The organism is Amycolatopsis sp. NPDC003865, assembly GCF_053605345.1.
The window spans coordinates 478577-495022 of sequence record NZ_JBSGJA010000003.1 but is presented as its reverse complement, the minus strand read 5'-3'; the positions used below and the strand labels follow the sequence as shown (position 1 = coordinate 495022).

Genomic DNA, 16446 nt, shown 5'->3' with positions numbered 1-16446 from the left:
TCTGGCACCTGAACCCTGGGGGTTTATGCCCATGCCCACCCGTCCCCTCCCGAGAACGGCGGCGCTGGTCGCCGCCGCGACCCTCCTCACCGGCCTGGCCACCGCGCCGGCCCACGCCGCCGCTCAAGACCAGCGGCAACGGGACTTCGCCGCCGCCGCGAAGGAGTTCGGCGTTCCCGAGAACGTCCTTCTCGGCGTCTCCTACCTCGAGTCCCGGTGGGACACCAACGGCGGCACGCCCAGCACCTCCGCCGGCTACGGGCCGATGCACCTCACCGACCTGCGCGAGGCCGGGGTGGCCACCAGCCACCACGACGAAGGCACCGAAGACCCGCGCGGTGACGACGCCCGCCCCGCCCTGCGCCCGCAGGCCGGGCCCGCCACCCCGCCGCAGGGGCTCCAGACCGTCGACGAAGCCGCGCAGCTCACCGGCCAGAAAGCGGAGACCCTCCGCACCGACGCCACCCAGAACATCCGCGGCGGCGCCGCCCTGCTCGCGAAGTACCACGCCGGCCGGAACGACTGGTACGACGCCGTCGCGAAGTACAGCGGGTCCACCGGAGACGCCGCCCAGGCCTTCGCCGACGAGGTCTTCGACACCATCAAGACCGGCGTCGCCCGGATCACCGACGACGGCCAGCAGGTCACCCTCGCCGCGGCTCCGGACACGACGGCACCGCGGCACGCCGGGAACCCCTCGGACGTCGAATGCCCGCGGACCGTCGCGTGCGAGTCCGTCCCGGCGCCCTACCAGGAGCTGCCGAACGACGACTACGGCAACCACGACCTCGCCGACCGGCCGAGCAGCCAGAAGATCGACCACATCGTCATCCACGACACCGAGGGCTACTGGGACAGCGTCCTGAAGCTCGCCCAGGACCCGACGTACGTCAGCTGGCACTACACGATCCGCTCCACCGACGGCCTGATCGCGCAGCACGTGCCGACCAAGGACGTCGCGTGGCACGCCGGCAACTGGTACGTCAACGCCAAGTCCATCGGCATCGAGCACGAGGGCTTCGCCGCGAAGGGCACCTGGTACACCGAGGCGATGTACCGCTCGAGCGCGAAGCTCGTCGGCTACCTCGCGCGCAAGTACGGCATCCCGCTCGACCGGGCGCACATCATCGGCCACGACAACGTGCCGGGCACGGTCCCGTCGACCATCAAGGGCATGCACTGGGACCCGGGCCCGTACTGGGACTGGTCGCACTACTTCGACCTGCTGGGCGCGCCGCTCGGCGGGTTCGGGCTGCCCGGGTCGTCGCTGGTCACCATCGACCCGGACTTCGCGAAGAACCAGCCCGCGTTCACCGGCTGCGACAGCCCCGGGACGCCGTGCGCGCCGCGCGGCTCGGAGGCCGTGGTGCTGCACTCGGAGCCGAGTGAATCCTCGCCGCTGCTGAAGGACATCGGCCTGCACACCGACGGCTCGGCGTCCACAATGGACGTTTCGGACGTCGGCAGCCGGGTCGCGACCGGGCAGCAGTACGCCGTCGCCGGGGTCAGCGGCGACTGGACGGCGATCTGGTACCTCGGGCAGAAGGGCTGGTTCCACAACCCGCGCGGCGCCAAGGTCGCGAAGCCGGCGATCGGCTGGGTCGTGACGCCGAAGCCGGGGCTCGCGACGGTGCCGGTCTACGGCCGCGCGTACCCCGAACCGGAGGCCTACCCGGCGAACGTGCCGGTGCAGACCATCACGCCGCTGCCGTACACGCTGTCGGCGGGCCAGAAGTACTCGTCCGCGGGCACGGTCGGGTCGGAGTACTACTACGCGGTGACGTTCGACCTCGCCGACCACGTCGTGGTCAAGGGCAAGCTCAAGTACGTGCAGATCCAGTTCGGGCACCGGATCGCGTTCGTCAAGGCGGACGACGTCCGGATCCTCCCGGCGTTCTAGCGCGGATCGGCGGAGGTCGCGCTCACGCGTCGAGCGCGACCTTCGCCCCCGCCGCCTGCTCGGTGTTGCGGCGCGTCTTCGCCCAGCCGTTGCGGCCGCGGACCAGCCGGAACAGCGCGCGCCACGAAGTCACGTAGAACGTGTAGATGTACGCCGCGTACGCGAAGCCCAGGCCGATGCCGCGCAGGATGTTCCCGCTGCGCAGGCACTTCAGCTGGTAGATCGGGCCCCACACGAGGAACGGCAGCAGCCCGAACGAGCCGTAGATGGCGAACAGGATCCACGCGCCGCCGGTGAACCACGTCCACATCTGCGCCGGGTCGCCCGCGGTGCTCACCACCAGCAGGACGAACGGGATCGGGTACAGCAGCGAGCCGAGCAGCTGCAGCCACGGCTGAGCGAGGTAGTACATCATCTCCGCCGCGCCGAGCGTGCTGACGTGCGGTGAGTCCCAGATCCGGCGCAGGTAGCGGGCGCACTGCATGGTGCCCTGGCCCCACCGCGTGCGCTGCACCAGGAACCGGCGCAGGCTGTACAGGCCTTCCTGCGCCACGTGGGAGTCCGGGGTGAAGCCGGTGCGCCAGCCGGCCGTCAGCAGGTGGACGCCCAGTTCGAAGTCCTCCAGCAGCGAGCCGCGCCACGGCTCTTCGCTGTCACCCGCGATCGAATCGAGCGCGGTGAGCCGGGTGAACTGGCCGTTGCCGCCCATGGAGATCGTGCCGGTGAAGCCGCGGGACGTCTGGATCGCCGCGATCGCCGTGCGGAACTCCAGGTCCTGCAGCTGGGCGAGCTTCAGCCCGAACCAGCGGCCGACCGGGTTGCGCGACGGCGGCGGCGTCCCGACGTTGCTCATCCACACGTCCAGCTGGACCGCGCCGATCTCCGGGTCGCCGAAGAGGTGGTCCGCCGCGCAGACCTCCAGGCAGTTCGGGGCGGGGCGGCCGTCGGCGTCGACGACCACCACGACGACGTCGTCTCGCGAGGCGTCCGGGCCCATCCAGTCGTTCAGGGCCCGGTAGGCGGCGTTGAGCGCGTCACCCTTGCCCGTCCGGGCTTCCGGCCGCACGCGCGGCACCAGGTGCAGGTACGGGTCGTAGCCGCCGTGGCGGCGCCAGAGCATCCGGACGACGCGGGCGGTGCGGTCCTCGGAGTCGTCGTCGACGACCCAGACGTGCGCCTTGCGGAACGTCGTGCGCAGGTAGCGGATCGTCTCGCGGATCACCGTCTGCTCGTCGCGGCACGGCACGAAGAAGTGCCACGTGAAGTCGGCCGGGTCACCGACCGGGGCCGGCTTGCGGCGCAGGTAGGGCACCACGATGACCACGACGTACACCAGGAACGCCACGCTCATCGTGAGCGCGAACGCCTGCGTGATCGCCAGCAGGACCTTGACGCTCATGCCTTCTTCTTCCGGGTGGCCAGCCAGACGAACAGGACGATCGAGACGGCACCGCCGAACACGCTCACCATCGAGCCCAGCAGCGTGTGACCCCAGTAGTAGCCCTCGTCGGTGCCGAACCCGTGGACCAGCCCGACGATCGTGAGAATGCGCAGCTGGTTCACCAGCACTACGACGAGCGCGGAAATGCCCAGAGAAAAGAAGAGCCGCTTCGCATTCGACGGCCGGAAATACAACATGACCATGGTCACAACGAGCAGCGGCAGCAAAAGAAACGCCGAAGAGCATTCCGGAGTCATTCTCAACCCGAATGGAGCAGCACTGCTCAACCCAAAGTAAACGGACTCACGATCGGGGGCGACATAAACACCCGATGTAGTGATGACGTCGAGGATCGCGCCCGCCAGCCGCACTTCCAGTTCGCGGTAGAACCGCTCGGCCAGCACGACCGCGACTCCCGCGGCCGCCAGCGCACCCAGCGCGATGACCAGCGGGAACCTTGCCATGCCAGAGTTCGGAGCGCTCGCTACGGCCACGACGGTCCTCTCGAAGTCGGTTTTTCGTTCCAGCTGCGGACCCCGGGCGAGCGTAGAACACAAGTGCCGCACCGCTCCACTCGGAGGTGTGGTTTGGGATCGCCATTCGGCAGTTTTCGCCGCGAACTTGCTAGGCCGACCGGGTGATCCCACGACGACCAGCACAAACGGCGCCGCGGAATACCCGATCCGGTGATTCGGGAAATTTTGTGTGCTATTCGAGCCGGTCTTCGCGATAGTCGATTCGCGTGCCGAGTCGAGGCAAGCCGGTTCGATCCGCGCCGCCGTCACGCGAACTTCAGGGAAACCCAGCGAATTCGGAGGACCAGTTGATGAAGAGCTCCCTCGCGCGCCGCGGTGGCCTGCTCGCCGCGGTCGTGGCGAGCTTCGTGCTCGCCGGCGCGGCGCCCGCTTCGGCCGCGCCCGGTGACGGGTCGGCGTACGGCGTGAAGGTCGACGTGACGCTGCTCGGCCAGCCCGCGGTGCACGTCGGGCCGCTCGCGGCCGCGAACACCGCCGGCCCGACGACGAGCACGCTGGCGAGCGCCGCCGTGCCCGGCGTCCTGACCGCCGGCGTGATCGCGACCGAGGCCAAGCGCGACGACAACTCCGGCGCGGTGACCGCGAAGGCGACCACCGCCAACGTCGGCCTGCCGCTGCTCAAGGCCGCGCTCGGCGACGTCGGCATCAAGACCGTCGAGGCCGTGTGCACCGCGACCCAGGCGGGCGTCAAGGGCAGCAGCACGCTGGCCGACGCGAAGCTCGGGAGCATCGGCACCGTCGACGCCAGCCCCGCGCCGAACACCCAGGTCAAGGTCGGGATCGCCGGTATCAACATCGCGACGATCATCCTCAACGAGCAGATCAAGAACCCCGACGGCAGCCTCACGGTCAACGCCATCCACGTGAAGCTGCTCGGCGGGGTGGTCGGTTCGCTCGGCTCGGGCGACGTGATCGTGTCGTCGGCGACCTGCGGCCCGGCCGCGCCGCCGATGCCGCTGGCGTCCGGCGCCGGTCTGTGGATCGGGCTCGGCCTGCTCGGCGCCGTGGCGGTGCCGGTCGGCACGCGCATCTACCGCCGGCGCTCCGCGCAGGCCTGAGCGAGGCCCGCGATGTACAAGATGCCGGGCGCGGGCGTCGGCGTGGCCGGGGGTGGCGTGGGCACCCTCGCCGCCACCGGCGCCGACATCGGGTGGTGGCTGGCCGTCGGCGTGCTCCTGGTCCTGCTCGGGACCGTCGCGCTGATCGCCGTCCACCGCCGCAACCGCCGTCTCTCCCAGGCGCGGGATTGAGAAAGGGGGCCGTCGGCGTGCGCCCCTCGCACGCCGGCGGCCCCGCGGTGGAAGTTTTGCTGGACACTGGACTATGTGGAGAAGGGGCACCGCGGGGTGGACGTGATGTTGCTGGCCGGGACGCGGCCGGAAGCGCTCAAGCTCGCACCGCTGGCGCTCGCGCTGGACGAGCACCCGGCCCTGCGGCCGGTCCTGGTCCACAGCGGGCAGCACGCGGGCATGGTCGAGCAGGCGCTGACGCCGTTCGGCCTGGTCGTCGACGCCTGGCTGGACGTGCCGCCGCGCGTGACCGGCGGCCAGGCGGAGCTCGTCGCGGGCCTGCTGCCCGCACTCGACGACGTCCTGCGCCGGCACGCGCCGGCCGCGCTCGTCGTCCAGGGCGACACGACGACGACGCTCGCGGGCGCGCTCGCCGCGTTCTGGCTGGGCATCCCGGTGGTGCACCTGGAGGCCGGGCTGCGCACGCACGACCTCACCGCGCCGTTCCCGGAGGAGGGCGCGCGGCAGATGGTGTCCCGGCTCGCGGCGCTGCACCTGGCGCCGACCCTCGGCGCGGCGGCCGAGCTGCGGGCGGAAGGCGTTGCGCGGCAACGGATCGCGGTCACGGGCAACACGGTCGTCGACGCGGTGCTGGAGATCGCGGCGCGCGACCTCCCGGCGCGCGACACGGCGCTGGCGTTGCTGGAGATGGAGATCGCGGAGGCGGCCGAGCGGCTGGTGCTCGTGACGTCCCACCGGCGCGAGTCGTGGGGCGAGCCGCTGGAGCGGACCCTGGCGGCGGTGCAGCTGATCGTGGCCGAGCACCCGGACGTGCAGGTGCTGTTCCCGGCCCACCCGAACCCGCAGGTCCGCGCCCAGGTGGAGGCGGCTCTGGGTGGCCTGCCGCGGGTGACGGTCACGGACCCGCTGGAGTACCCGGACCTGGTCCGCGCGCTGCGGCTGGCATCGCTGGTGCTGACGGACTCCGGCGGAATCCAGGAGGAGGCCCCGACGTTCGGGACGCCGGTGCTGGTCCTGCGGGACGTCACCGAGCGGACGGAAGTGGTGGACGCGGGCTGCGCCTGGCTGGTCGGCACGGAAACGTCACGCATAGCGGACACGGCGGCCCGACTGCTGAGCGGGGAACTGCGGCCGGCGCAGGTCGGAAACCCCTACGGCGAAGGCAATGCGGCGGCACTGGCGGTCGCGGCGATCGAGGAACTCCTGGGCGTAGGTGCCCCGGCGCACAAGCACGCAGCGGCTTCCTGACGGACGAGACGCGACGCGCCGGGACACGCACCCCCCACCACCACGGAACCCAGACCCCCCGCAACCCCGATCCGAAGCCAGAACACGGCCGGCGGCGCCGGGTCAAGGCACGCTTTCCCGCCTTGACGCGGTGCTGCCGGCCGTAGTCACAATGGGCGAGCGGGGTGGCGGCAGCCTCCGAACGCCTAGAGCGACACCACATTCACCGGCAAGGCCGGATTCGCACTGAAGTCCAGCGGAGCAGTCGGCCGCTTGGCCGCAACAACATGCGCCCCCAAGGCGGCGATCATCGCCCCGTTGTCGGTGCACAGCCGCGGCCGCGGGACCCGCAGCTCGATCCCCGCCGCGGCACAGCGCTCGGCCGCCAACGAAGACAACCGAGAGTTCGCCGCCACACCACCGGAAATCACGATGGTGCCGATCCCCTGCTCCTTCGCCGCACGAACCGCCTTCATCGTCAGCACGTCCGCGACCGCCTCCTGGAACGACGCAGCGACGTCGTCCACCGGAATCTCCTCACCCCGGCGAGAAGCGCCTTCGACCCAGCGGGCGACCGAAGTCTTCAACCCTGAGAAGGAAAAGTCGTTCTTGGCGTCCCGCGGACCAGTCATGCCGCGCGGGAACGCGATCGCCGCCGGATCGCCGTTCTTCGCCGCCTTGTCGATCGGCGGGCCGCCCGGGTACGGCAGGCCGAGCACGCGCGCCACCTTGTCGTACGCCTCGCCCGCCGCGTCGTCCACAGTGGACCCCAGCTCGACGATCTCCGACGCGATGTCGTCGACGCGCAGCAGCTGCGTGTGCCCACCGGAAACCAGCAGCGCCAGGCAAGGCGTCGGCAACGGCCCGTGCTGCAACGTGTCCACCGCGATGTGCCCGGCCAGGTGGTTGACGCCGTAGAGCGGCACGTCCAGCGCCGTCGCGTACGCCTTCGCCGCCGAGACGCCGACGAGCAGCGCGCCCGCCAGGCCCGGCCCGGCCGTCACCGCGATCGCGTCCACATCGGACAGTGCGAGCCCGGCCTTCTCGAAGGCACGGGTGGTCGTGGGCACCATCGCTTCCAGGTGCGCGCGGCTCGCGACCTCGGGCACCACGCCGCCGAAGCGGGCGTGCTGCTCGACGCTGGAGGCGACCTCGTCGGCGAGCAGCTCCACCGTGCCGTCGTCGTGCAGGCGGACCAGGCCGACGCCGGTCTCGTCGCACGAGCTCTCGATGCCCATGATGATGCGTGACATCAGCCCGCTACCTCGTCTCGGGTCCGCGCCGGGCGGACCATCGTGTACGCGTCGGCGCCGGAGGGCTGGTAGTAGCGCTTCCGGATGCCGAGCCGTTCGAAGCCGTGGCTCTCGTACAGCCCGAGAGCCGTCTCGTTGTCCGTGCGGACCTCGAGGAACACCGGCGCCTCGAACTCGTCGGCCCGCTCCAGCAGCGCCCGCAGCAGCGCCTTGCCGATGCCCTGGCCTTGGTACTCGGGCGCGACACCGATGGTGTGCACGGTCGCCTCGTACTCGCCGCGGCGCCGCCCGACGACGGCCAGGCCGGCGTAGCCGAGCAGCTCGTCGCCCTCGTCCGGGCGCGCGGCCAGGTAGAAGTTGCCCGCGTCCAGCTCGGAGTGGAACGCGCGCGAGCTCCACGGGTCGTCGCCGGGGAAGAGGATCTGCTCGATCTCGACGCACCGGGCGATGTCCCGGCGGCGCAGCGGCTCGAGTCTCACGGCGCGGTCACCCGTTTCGGCGCCGCGGGCTCGGCGGCGTCGGGACGGCGCAGGTACAGGGGCGTCAGCGGCGCCGGCGTTTCCTTCGCGAGCAACGCGGCGCGGGCGGCCTTCACCAGCCCGGCGGGCGACGGGAAGCGCGGCTCGACCGGCCGGACGTCGAGCGCGTCGGCGTACAGCACGGCGCCGTCACCCGCCGCGACCTTGACGTCGGTCCCGAGGTCGGCCGGGCGCTGGACGTGCGGGCCGTCGGTGCGGGTCCCGGCGGCGTCGTAGGCCGCCCAGTAGACCTCGCGGCGGCGCGCGTCGGTGAGCACGAGGAAAGCGCTGTCGCCCGGGGCGACGTCGGCGGCGAGCGCGTCGAGGCTGCAGACCGGGTACACCGGCAGGCCGAGCGCGTGTCCGAGGGCGGCGGCGGTGGCCATCCCGGCGCGCAGGCCGGTGAAGGGCCCGGGGCCGACGCCGACGACGATCGCGTCGAGGTCCTTGAGGGTCACCCCGGCCGCTTCGGCGGCCGCCAGGGCGTGCGGCATGATCAGTTCGCCGTGGGCGCGGGGATCGACCGTGACGCGGTCTCCGCGCGTCTCGACCCCGCTGTCGTCCACCGCGACGACGCCCGCGGTCACCGCCGGGGTCGAGGTATCGATCGCCAGTACCAACACGGTGAGCAAGCGTACGACCAGGGTCTTCGACACCTCGCTGCAGGGGATCGAACCGCACGGTAACGTGCGGATGGAGTCCGACTCTGGGAGGTCCCCGCGGTGCCCGCCCCGTTGTTCCCCACCCTCGCCGACGGTTCCGCCAAAGAGGCCCTGCGCTTCGGCGACCACGTGCTCACCTACGACAACCTCGCCGCCGTCGCCGGGGGACTCGCCGCCGAGCTGCCGCGCGGCCGCGTCGCCGTCTGGGCGACCCCGACCGTCCACACCAGCGTCGCGGTCGTCGCCGCGCTGCTGGCCGGCGTCCCGGCCGTGCCGCTGAACCCGAAGATCGGGGAGCGCGAGCTCGCGCACATCCTCGCCGACAGCGAGCCCCAGCTGGTGCTCGCGGAACCCGGCGTCGAGCTGCCCGCGGGCCTGGCCGGCCTGCCGCGGCGAGACATCCCGCTGACCGGCGAGAAGACACCCATCGCGGACGAGCCGGACCCCGAGACACCCGCGCTGGTCGTCTACACGTCGGGGACGACCGGGCCGCCGAAGGGCGTCGTCCTCCCCCGCCGCGCGCTCGCGACCACGCTCGACGCCCTCGAAGACGCCTGGGGCTGGACCGACGGCGACGTCCTCGTGCACGCGCTTCCCCTGTTCCACGTGCACGGCCTGATCCTCGGCATCCTCGGCCCGCTGCGCCGCGGCGGTTCGGTTCGCCACCTCGGCCGGTTTTCGACCGAAGGCGTCGCCCGCGAACTGGCGAACGGCGCGACCATGCTGTTCGGCGTCCCGACCATGTACCACCGGATCGCCGGCGAGGTCGGTTCCGACGCCGCGCTGGCCGACGCGCTCAAGAGCGCGCGGCTCCTGGTGTCCGGGTCCGCGGCGCTGCCGGTGCACGACCACCAGCGGATCACCGCGGCGACCGGCCAGCAGGTCGTCGAGCGCTACGGCATGACCGAGACGTTGATGAACACCAGCGTCCGCGCCGACGGCGAGCGCAAGCCCGGCACGGTCGGCGTCCCGCTGCGAGGTGTCGAGCTGCGGCTGGTCGGCGAAGCCGGTGAAGTGGTCGAGGACGTCGAGACCGTCGGCGAGATCCAGGTGCGCGGCCCGAACCTGTTCACCGAGTACCTGAACCGGCCGGACGCGACCGAAGCCGCGTTCGACGGCGGCTGGTTCCGCACCGGCGACATGGCCACCCTCGACACCGATGGGTACGTGAAGATCGTCGGGCGCAAGGCGACCGACCTGATCAAGAGCGGCGGCTACAAGATCGGCGCGGGCGAAATCGAAAACGCGCTGCTCGAACACCCCGGCGTCGCCGAGGCCGCCGTCACCGGCGAGCCGGACGACGACCTCGGCGAGCGGATCGTCGCGTGGATCGTGCCCTCCGGCGAGCCGCCGGCCGCCGACGAGCTGGCCGACCACGTCGCGAAGCTGCTCGCGCCGCACAAGCGCCCGCGGGTCGTCCGGTACCTGGAGGCGTTGCCGCGCAACGACATGTGCAAGGTCATGAAGCGGGCGCTCGGTGTCTAGGCAGCCGGCGCGCGAGGTCGTCGGCGCGATCGCGAACGGGTTCACGGAGTTCCCGACGCCGCTGCGGGACGAGCCGGCTGACGGGCCGATCCACTGGCCGGGCTACCGCGCCGCGCGCGCGGCCGCGGAGGAGCGCACCGGCGAAAAGGAGTCGGTCGTCTGCGGGACGGCGAAGATCGGCGACGTCGAAGCCGTGCTGATCGCGTTCGAGTTCGGCTTCCTCGGCGGCTCGCTCGGGCAGCGCACCGGCGACCGGATCGAGGCGGCCTTCGCGCACGCGCGTGACGCGCGGCTCCCGGTGGTGTCGCTGATTTCGACCGGCGGCAGCCGCATGCAGCAGGGCATGCGCGCGTTGCTGCAGCTCCAGCGGGTGGCGCGGGCGGCGGCGTTGACGCGGTCGATGGGCATCCCGCAGATCTCGGTGCTGCGCGACCCGACGACCGGCGGCGGCTGGGCGACGCTCGGCGCGGGCGCCGACGTCATCCTCGCGCTGCCGGACGCGCAGGTCGGCTTCGCGGGCTCGCGGGTGCGTCCGGCCGGTTCGCCGGAGGCCTACACGGCCGAAGCGAAGTACGAGTGGGGCCAGGTCGACGCCCTGGTGGCGCCGGAGCAGCTCGGCGAGGTGCTGGAGCGGTGGCTGCGGCTGCTGACGGCCCGCTCGTCGGCGGCGGCTCCCCCGCCCACCGCGCTGCGGCCGGCCGCCGTGCCGTCGACGGGCTGGGAAGCGGTTCAGGCGGCGCGTTCCCCTCGGCGGGCCCGGGCGGCCGAGTACCTCGACGCGTACTTCGACTGGCGCGAAGACGTCAGCGGCGATCGGGCCGGCGGCGTCGACCCCGGGGTGGCGTGCGGCTTCGGCTGGCGCGACGGCCGGACGATCGCGTACGCGGCGCAGTGCGGCACACCGACGTCACCGGCGGGTTTCCGCACGGCGGCGCGGGTGGTGCAACTGGCCTCCCGGCTGGGAATCCCGGTGCTGACCCTGGTCGACACCCCGGGCGCGGCGAACGACGCGGCGGCCGAGCAGGCGGGTGCGGGCGGCGCGATCGCGGCGATGTTCGAAGCGGTCGCGACGGCGTCGACCCCGGTGACGACGCTGGTGATCGGCGAAGGCGGCTCGGGCGGGGCGCTGGCGTTCGCGGCGCTGGGCTCGACGTGGGTGGCCCCGGACGCGTACTTCTCGGTGACGTCCCCCGAGGCCGCGGCGGCGATCCTCAAGCGGCCGGCTTCGGAGGTCCCGGACATCGCGAACCAGCTCCACCTGCGTCCCCAGGACCTCGTGGACCTGGGCGTCGCGCGGGCGATCGTGAGTGTCGAAGGGGGTTAGCACCCGCGTCCATCCGTGGTTGGATCTTGCGATGGGGAATCAACTCAACAGACGAGCGGCGTTCGGTGTGGGGACCGCTGTCGTCGCTGGAAGCGTTCTGACCGGCTCTCCCGCGTTCGCGCAGGAAGCGGACATCGAGGCCAGCCCGGCCACACCGGACCGGGCCACGCAGAAGGTGAAGCGCGTCTACGACGCCGCCGCCGCTGAGGCCGGCGGCATCTGGAACTCCTACATCAGCGTGGCCGACCAGGTGGCCGTCGATGTGGCATCCGACGAGGTCGTCGAGGCGTACAGCGTCAACAAGGTGGCCGTCGCGGTCACCTTGCTGGACAAGATCGACCGTGGCCTGCTCACGCTGGACCAGCAGGTCCAGGTGCCGGAGAGCATCGTCGTGCCGGGCGGCGACGGCATCATCATCCTGGACAAGGCGTACCCGAGCGCGTTCACGCTGGGCCACGTCCTGTCGCTGTTCCTCACGGTTTCGGACGACACGTGCGTCCGGCTGGTGGGGCTCGTGGTTCCGGCGGCCGAGATCAACCAGATCCTGGTCAGCAAGGGCTTTCCCAAGACCCAGGTCACGCCGGTGGCCAACCCGAACCGCTACTTCCTCGGCCAGACCACTCCGCGCGAGACCCACGACCTGCTGAAGGCGCTGGTCGCGGGCACGTTGCTGAGCCCGGCGTCGACGGAGTACCTGCTGTCCATCCTGCGGTCGCCGGTGGCGTTCACCGACGGGATCCGCCGGGAGATGTCGTCCGTCGACCGGGCGCGGATCGCCACGAAGGCGGGCTGGCTGAACGACGGCCGCAACGAGGCCGGGATCATGTTCGACGGCGCGGGCAAGCCGGTGGTGATCTACTCGATGTTCGCGCACGGCCAGGCGAACCCGGAGGACTTCGGAGCCACGCACCCGGTCCGGCAGGCCGCCGCGAAGATGGGGCCGAAGTTCCTGCGCGCGGTCGACAAGATCGCGGGCGCCGGCACCAGGGCCTTCCGGGCGCCGGCCTACCAGCAGTACAACGGCGGCTGAGCGGCCAGGGAGTCTCGGAGCTGGTGCGGACTCAGGCCCGCACCAGCTCCGGCACCCGGTCCGCCCAGGAGCCGTGCGGTTCGAGCGTCACTTCGCGGACGTCGTCCTCACGGCGGTCCAGCCGCACGACGAGGTAGTCCTCCGACAGCCGTTCCGCGGACCCCTCGCCCCACTCGACCACGATCGCCGAGCGCTCCAGGTCCGTGTCCAGGTCCAGGTCGTCCAGCTGGGACAGGTCTCCGCCCAGCCGGTAGGCGTCCACGTGCACCAGCGGCACCCCGGAAGCGCCCGCCGGGTGGACGCGGGCCAGGACGAACGTCGGGGAACTGACGCGGCCGCCGACGCCGAGGCCGTCCGCGATGCCGCGGGTCAGCGTCGTCTTGCCCGCGCCGAGCGGCCCGGCCAGCAGCACCAGGTCACCCGCGCGCAGCGCGCGGCCGAGCACGCGCCCGAAGTCCATGGTCTCTTCGGGCGTGGGAAAAACGAAACTCAACGCTGCCACCACCAGGTTCGCCGGGACGAGGATTCGCCGTCCGCACCGGAACAGCGTTGCAGGAGATCGATCAGATGGCTGTTGACCAGCTCGGGCTGCTCGAGCTGGACCATGTGGCCGGCGCCGCGGACGCGGACCAGCTCCGCGTCGGGCAGCTCGGCCGCGATCCGCTCGGCGTGCGAGAACGGCGTGAACCGGTCCGAATCACCGCCGATGACCAGCACTTCCGCGTGCTTCAAGCCGGCCAGCGCGGCGTAGCGGTTGTGGCTGCCGAGCGTGTCGACGAAGTTCACGAGCCCGCGCACCGGCGTCACTTCCAGCATTTCGAGCATGAAGTCGACGAGGCGCGGCGCGACGTCGCGGCTGCCGAACGCCAGCCGTCGCACCGCTTGGCGCGTCAGCTGCCCGCCCGCGGCGCGGACGAACTCGACCAGCCCCGGCTGCCAGCCCGCCAGACCGCCGGCCGCGCGCGTCAGCGGGTTGTACTTCGAGAGCAGCGAACGCGGCAGCCCGCGTGCACCGACTTCGCCCGCCGCCGTCGCGATGAACGCGACCCCGCAGACGCGGTCTTCGAACAGCTCGGGGAACTCCGCGGCCAGCTCCATGATGACCATGCCGCCCATCGAATGCCCCATCAGCACGATGGGCCCCTCCGGCACCACCGACCGCAGCACGCAGTCGAGGTCCCGGGCGAGCTGTTCGATCGTCGACGTCTCCGCGGACGCCGCGCCGGACAGGCCGTGGCCGCGGTGGTCGTAGTACACCTGGCGCACGCGCGGCAGGCTGAGCTTCGCGAGGTCGCGACGCTGGAAGTGCCAGCAGCGCCGCGAAAGCGCGAAGCCGTGCACGCCCACGACAGTCAGTTCCGGTTCGCCGCCGTCCTCCGGGTCGATCTCCTCGACCGAAAGCGGCGTGCCGTCCTCGGCCGCGACCGTGGAGGCACGGTCCGGCTTCAGCTCCCCCAGCGGCTCGTCCACGTACGGATCCTCACTGTGCCGCCGCTGCTGCGCGGCGACGATTGCGGCGGCGGCGGTCCCCGTGGCGAGGGCCCCGACCCCGCCGGCGATGGCCAGCAGTCGTCGTGAAGGTGTCACGAGCGGTCCCCCAGATACCGGCGCCGCACCCGCGGGCGGTACATCGAAGTCACGATCTCGTAGTCGATGGTGCCCAGCTTGTCGGCCCATTCCCGGGCCGTCGGCTCGCCGTGCGCGCCGGCACCGAACAGGACGACCTCATCGCCGACGGCGGGTTCGAAGTCCCCGCAGTCGACCACCAGCTGGTCCATGCAGACCCGCCCGGCGACCGGCCGGCGCCGTCCGCCGAGCCACACGTCCATCCGGCCGGACAGCGACCGCGGGACGCCGTCGGCGTACCCGGCCGGGACGAGCGCCAGGTTCGTGTCGCGCGGAGCCGTCCAGGTGTGCCCGTAGGACACCGATTCGCCGGCTTCGACCCGCTTGACCAGCGCGACCGCGGACCGGAACGTCATGGCCGGGCGCAGGTTTTCGGCCTGCGGCACGGGGTTCAGCCCGTACATCGCGATCCCCGGGCGCACGATGTCGAACTGCAGGTCGGGCCGGGTGAGCAGGGCCGCGGAGTTCGCCAGGTGCCGCTTCGGGTCGAGTCCGGCGGCGCGGGCGACGTCGTAAGCCTCGGCGAAGCGCTTGGCCTGCAGGTCGGTCGCCGGGTGGTCCGGCTCGTCCGCGCACGCGAGGTGGGACCAGATGGCGACGACCTCGACGCGCGGTTCGGCGGCCGCCGCTTCGACCAGCTCGGCCCAGGCGGACGGCGGGCAGCCGTTGCGCGAGAGCCCGGTGTCGATTTTGAGGTGCACACGCGCCCGGGTACCCGGCTTCGCGGCTTCGGCGATGCGGCGTAGCTCACCCAGCGAGCTGGCCGCCAGGTCGACACCGGCTTCGATGCCCGGCGCGAAGTCGACGTCCGGGGTGTCCAGCCAGCTGAACAGCCGGGTCGTGATGCCGGCTTCGCGCAGGGCGAGGGCTTCGCCGAGCGAGCAGGTGCCGAGCCAGCTCGCCCCGGCCTCGACCGCGGCGCGCGCCACCGGCAGCGCGCCGTGGCCGTAGGCGTCGGCCTTCACCACGGCCATCACCTCGGCGCCGGGCGCGCGAGCGCCCAGCAGGGTGAGGTTGTGGCGGATCGCGTCGAGGTCGATGTCGACCTGGGCACGCGGGAAACTGGGAGTCATGGCGACTCCCAGTTTCCCATGACCCGAGGTCAGGGCAGGCGCAGCCCGGACGTGGCCGAGAACACGTGCAGCTCGTCGGGGCGGATCCGCAGGTTGAGCGTGTCGCCCATGGCGGGCGGCGTGCGCGGGTCGACCCGGGCGACGACGTTGGACTTGTTGTCGGCCGCGTCGGTCTCGGCGAGCTTGCCGTAGACGTAGGCGTCCGAGCCGAGCTCCTCGACCAGCTCCACCTTGATCGGCAGGGTGCCTTCGCCGGTGGCGACCTCGAGGGCCTCCGGCCGGAAGCCGAGGGTCACGGTGTCGCCGTCGGCCGCCGCGATGATCTCGCGGGTCAGCGGCACGCGCGCGCCACCGACCTCGGCGCCGTCGGCCGTCAGCTTCGCGGTGACCAGGTTCATGGCGGGCGAGCCGATGAACCCGGCGACGAAAGCGTTTGCGGGCTTGTCGTACAGCGCGCGCGGGGTGTCGCACTGCATGAGCAGGCCGTCCGAGAGCACCGCGACGCGGTCACCCATCGTCATGGCCTCGACCTGGTCGTGCGTGACGTACACGGTCGTGACGCCGAGGCGGCGCTGCAGCGCGGCGATCTGCGTACGCGTCGAGACACGCAGCTTCGCGTCGAGGTTCGACAGCGGCTCGTCCATCAGGAAGACCTGCGGCTCGCGGACGATCGCGCGGCCCATCGCGACGCGCTGGCGCTGACCACCGGAGAGCGCCTTCGGCTTGCGGTCGAGGTACTGCTCGATGTCGAGCAGCTTCGCGGCCTCGAGGACCTTCTGCTTGATCTCGGACGCGGGGCGGCCGGCGATCTTCAGCGCGAAGCCCATGTTCTGGGCGACCGTCATGTGCGGGTACAGCGCGTAGTTCTGGAACACCATCGCGATGTCGCGCGAGCGCGGCGGCAGCTGGGTGACGTCGCGGTCGCCGATCCAGACGGCGCCGTCGTCGATGTCCTCGAGGCCGGCGAGCATGCGCAGGCTGGTCGACTTGCCGCAGCCGGACGGGCCGACCAGCACCAGGAACTCGCCGTCGGCGATCTCCAGGTCCAGCGCGTCGACCGCGGGGCGCTCGGCGCCGGGGTAGCGCCGGGTCGCCTTGTCGTAGGTGATGGAAGCCATCGG

Annotated in this window: 16 protein-coding genes; 7 read left to right on the top strand and 9 right to left on the bottom strand. The window is 71.9% G+C overall.

The genetic code is table 11. From position 1 onward, the window contains the following. Positions 1 to 25: 25 nt before the first annotated feature. Positions 26 to 1900, top strand: coding sequence for an N-acetylmuramoyl-L-alanine amidase (locus ACWEVP_RS11075; protein WP_452062384.1), 1875 nt, complete (start codon positions 26 to 28; stop codon positions 1898 to 1900). A gap of 22 nt (positions 1901 to 1922) precedes the next feature. Here ACWEVP_RS11075 and ACWEVP_RS11070 read toward each other — a convergent pair whose 3' ends face one another. Both ACWEVP_RS11070 and xrtP read right to left on the bottom strand, forming a co-directional pair. Then, complete coding sequence (locus ACWEVP_RS11070; RefSeq protein WP_452062383.1) at positions 1923 to 3299, bottom strand: glycosyltransferase; 1377 nt, start codon at positions 3297 to 3299, stop codon at positions 1923 to 1925. Next, positions 3296 to 3805 carry an exosortase P gene (gene xrtP, locus ACWEVP_RS11065; RefSeq protein ID WP_452062382.1) on the bottom strand — a complete coding sequence of 170 codons (510 nt, stop codon included), beginning with the start codon at positions 3803 to 3805 and terminating at the stop codon, positions 3296 to 3298. Before xrtP ends, ACWEVP_RS11070 begins: the two co-directional genes overlap by 4 nt. A gap of 362 nt (positions 3806 to 4167) precedes the next feature. Here xrtP and ACWEVP_RS11060 point away from each other — a divergent pair, with 362 nt between their 5' ends. The 3 genes from ACWEVP_RS11060 to wecB all read left to right on the top strand — a co-directional run bounded on the left by ACWEVP_RS11060 (position 4168) and on the right by wecB (position 6375). After that, positions 4168 to 4935, top strand: coding sequence for a choice-of-anchor P family protein (locus ACWEVP_RS11060; protein ID WP_452062381.1), 768 nt, complete (start codon positions 4168 to 4170; stop codon positions 4933 to 4935). A 12-nt stretch (positions 4936 to 4947) separates the two neighbouring features. Then, a complete protein-coding gene (locus ACWEVP_RS11055; protein WP_247015003.1) occupies positions 4948 to 5127 on the top strand; it encodes an LPXTG cell wall anchor domain-containing protein in 180 nt (59 codons plus the stop codon). Positions 5128 to 5223: 96 nt separating this feature from the next. After that, entirely contained in the window at positions 5224 to 6375 is a 1152-nt protein-coding gene (gene wecB, locus ACWEVP_RS11050) for a non-hydrolyzing UDP-N-acetylglucosamine 2-epimerase (protein ID WP_452062480.1), read from the top strand. A gap of 185 nt (positions 6376 to 6560) precedes the next feature. Here wecB and tsaD read toward each other — a convergent pair whose 3' ends face one another. Genes tsaD through tsaB form a run of 3 tightly spaced genes read right to left on the bottom strand, consistent with a single transcriptional unit; the run spans position 6561 to position 8748 of the window. Next, positions 6561 to 7607, bottom strand: a complete 1047-nt coding sequence (gene tsaD, locus ACWEVP_RS11045; protein WP_452062380.1) for a tRNA (adenosine(37)-N6)-threonylcarbamoyltransferase complex transferase subunit TsaD — start codon at positions 7605 to 7607, stop codon at positions 6561 to 6563. Continuing rightward, the gene (rimI, locus tag ACWEVP_RS11040) at positions 7607 to 8086 is read right to left on the bottom strand and encodes a ribosomal protein S18-alanine N-acetyltransferase (RefSeq protein ID WP_452062379.1); all 480 of its coding nucleotides are present in this window, start codon (positions 8084 to 8086) and stop codon (positions 7607 to 7609) included. Before rimI ends, tsaD begins: the two co-directional genes overlap by 1 nt. Continuing rightward, positions 8083 to 8748: a tRNA (adenosine(37)-N6)-threonylcarbamoyltransferase complex dimerization subunit type 1 TsaB gene (gene tsaB, locus ACWEVP_RS11035; RefSeq protein ID WP_452062378.1), complete on the bottom strand. Its 666-nt coding sequence runs from the start codon at positions 8746 to 8748 to the stop codon at positions 8083 to 8085. The genes rimI and tsaB overlap by 4 nt, the downstream gene beginning before the upstream one ends. Before the next feature lie 99 nt (positions 8749 to 8847). Here tsaB and ACWEVP_RS11030 point away from each other — a divergent pair, with 99 nt between their 5' ends. From ACWEVP_RS11030 to ACWEVP_RS11020, 3 genes are all read left to right on the top strand, one after another. Then, positions 8848 to 10272 carry an acyl-CoA synthetase gene (locus tag ACWEVP_RS11030; protein WP_452062377.1) on the top strand — a complete coding sequence of 475 codons (1425 nt, stop codon included), beginning with the start codon at positions 8848 to 8850 and terminating at the stop codon, positions 10270 to 10272. Next, the gene (locus tag ACWEVP_RS11025; RefSeq protein WP_452062376.1) at positions 10265 to 11596 is read left to right on the top strand and encodes a carboxyl transferase domain-containing protein; all 1332 of its coding nucleotides are present in this window, start codon (positions 10265 to 10267) and stop codon (positions 11594 to 11596) included. The genes ACWEVP_RS11030 and ACWEVP_RS11025 overlap by 8 nt, the downstream gene beginning before the upstream one ends. A gap of 67 nt (positions 11597 to 11663) precedes the next feature. Beyond that, entirely contained in the window at positions 11664 to 12626 is a 963-nt protein-coding gene (locus ACWEVP_RS11020) for a serine hydrolase (RefSeq protein ID WP_452062375.1), read from the top strand. 31 nt (positions 12627 to 12657) lie between these two features. Here ACWEVP_RS11020 and tsaE read toward each other — a convergent pair whose 3' ends face one another. From tsaE to ACWEVP_RS11000, 4 genes are read right to left on the bottom strand one after another with little or no spacing between them, the layout of a single operon-like run. Beyond that, positions 12658 to 13119, bottom strand: a complete 462-nt coding sequence (gene tsaE / locus ACWEVP_RS11015) for a tRNA (adenosine(37)-N6)-threonylcarbamoyltransferase complex ATPase subunit type 1 TsaE (RefSeq protein WP_452062374.1) — start codon at positions 13117 to 13119, stop codon at positions 12658 to 12660. Further along, positions 13116 to 14213: an alpha/beta fold hydrolase gene (locus ACWEVP_RS11010; RefSeq protein ID WP_452062373.1), complete on the bottom strand. Its 1098-nt coding sequence runs from the start codon at positions 14211 to 14213 to the stop codon at positions 13116 to 13118. Before ACWEVP_RS11010 ends, tsaE begins: the two co-directional genes overlap by 4 nt. After that, positions 14210 to 15325 carry an alanine racemase gene (alr, locus tag ACWEVP_RS11005; RefSeq protein WP_452062372.1) on the bottom strand — a complete coding sequence of 372 codons (1116 nt, stop codon included), beginning with the start codon at positions 15323 to 15325 and terminating at the stop codon, positions 14210 to 14212. The genes ACWEVP_RS11010 and alr overlap by 4 nt, the downstream gene beginning before the upstream one ends. Before the next feature lie 29 nt (positions 15326 to 15354). Then, positions 15355 to 16443: an ABC transporter ATP-binding protein gene (locus ACWEVP_RS11000; RefSeq protein WP_452062371.1), complete on the bottom strand. Its 1089-nt coding sequence runs from the start codon at positions 16441 to 16443 to the stop codon at positions 15355 to 15357. Positions 16444 to 16446 lie beyond the last annotated feature (3 nt).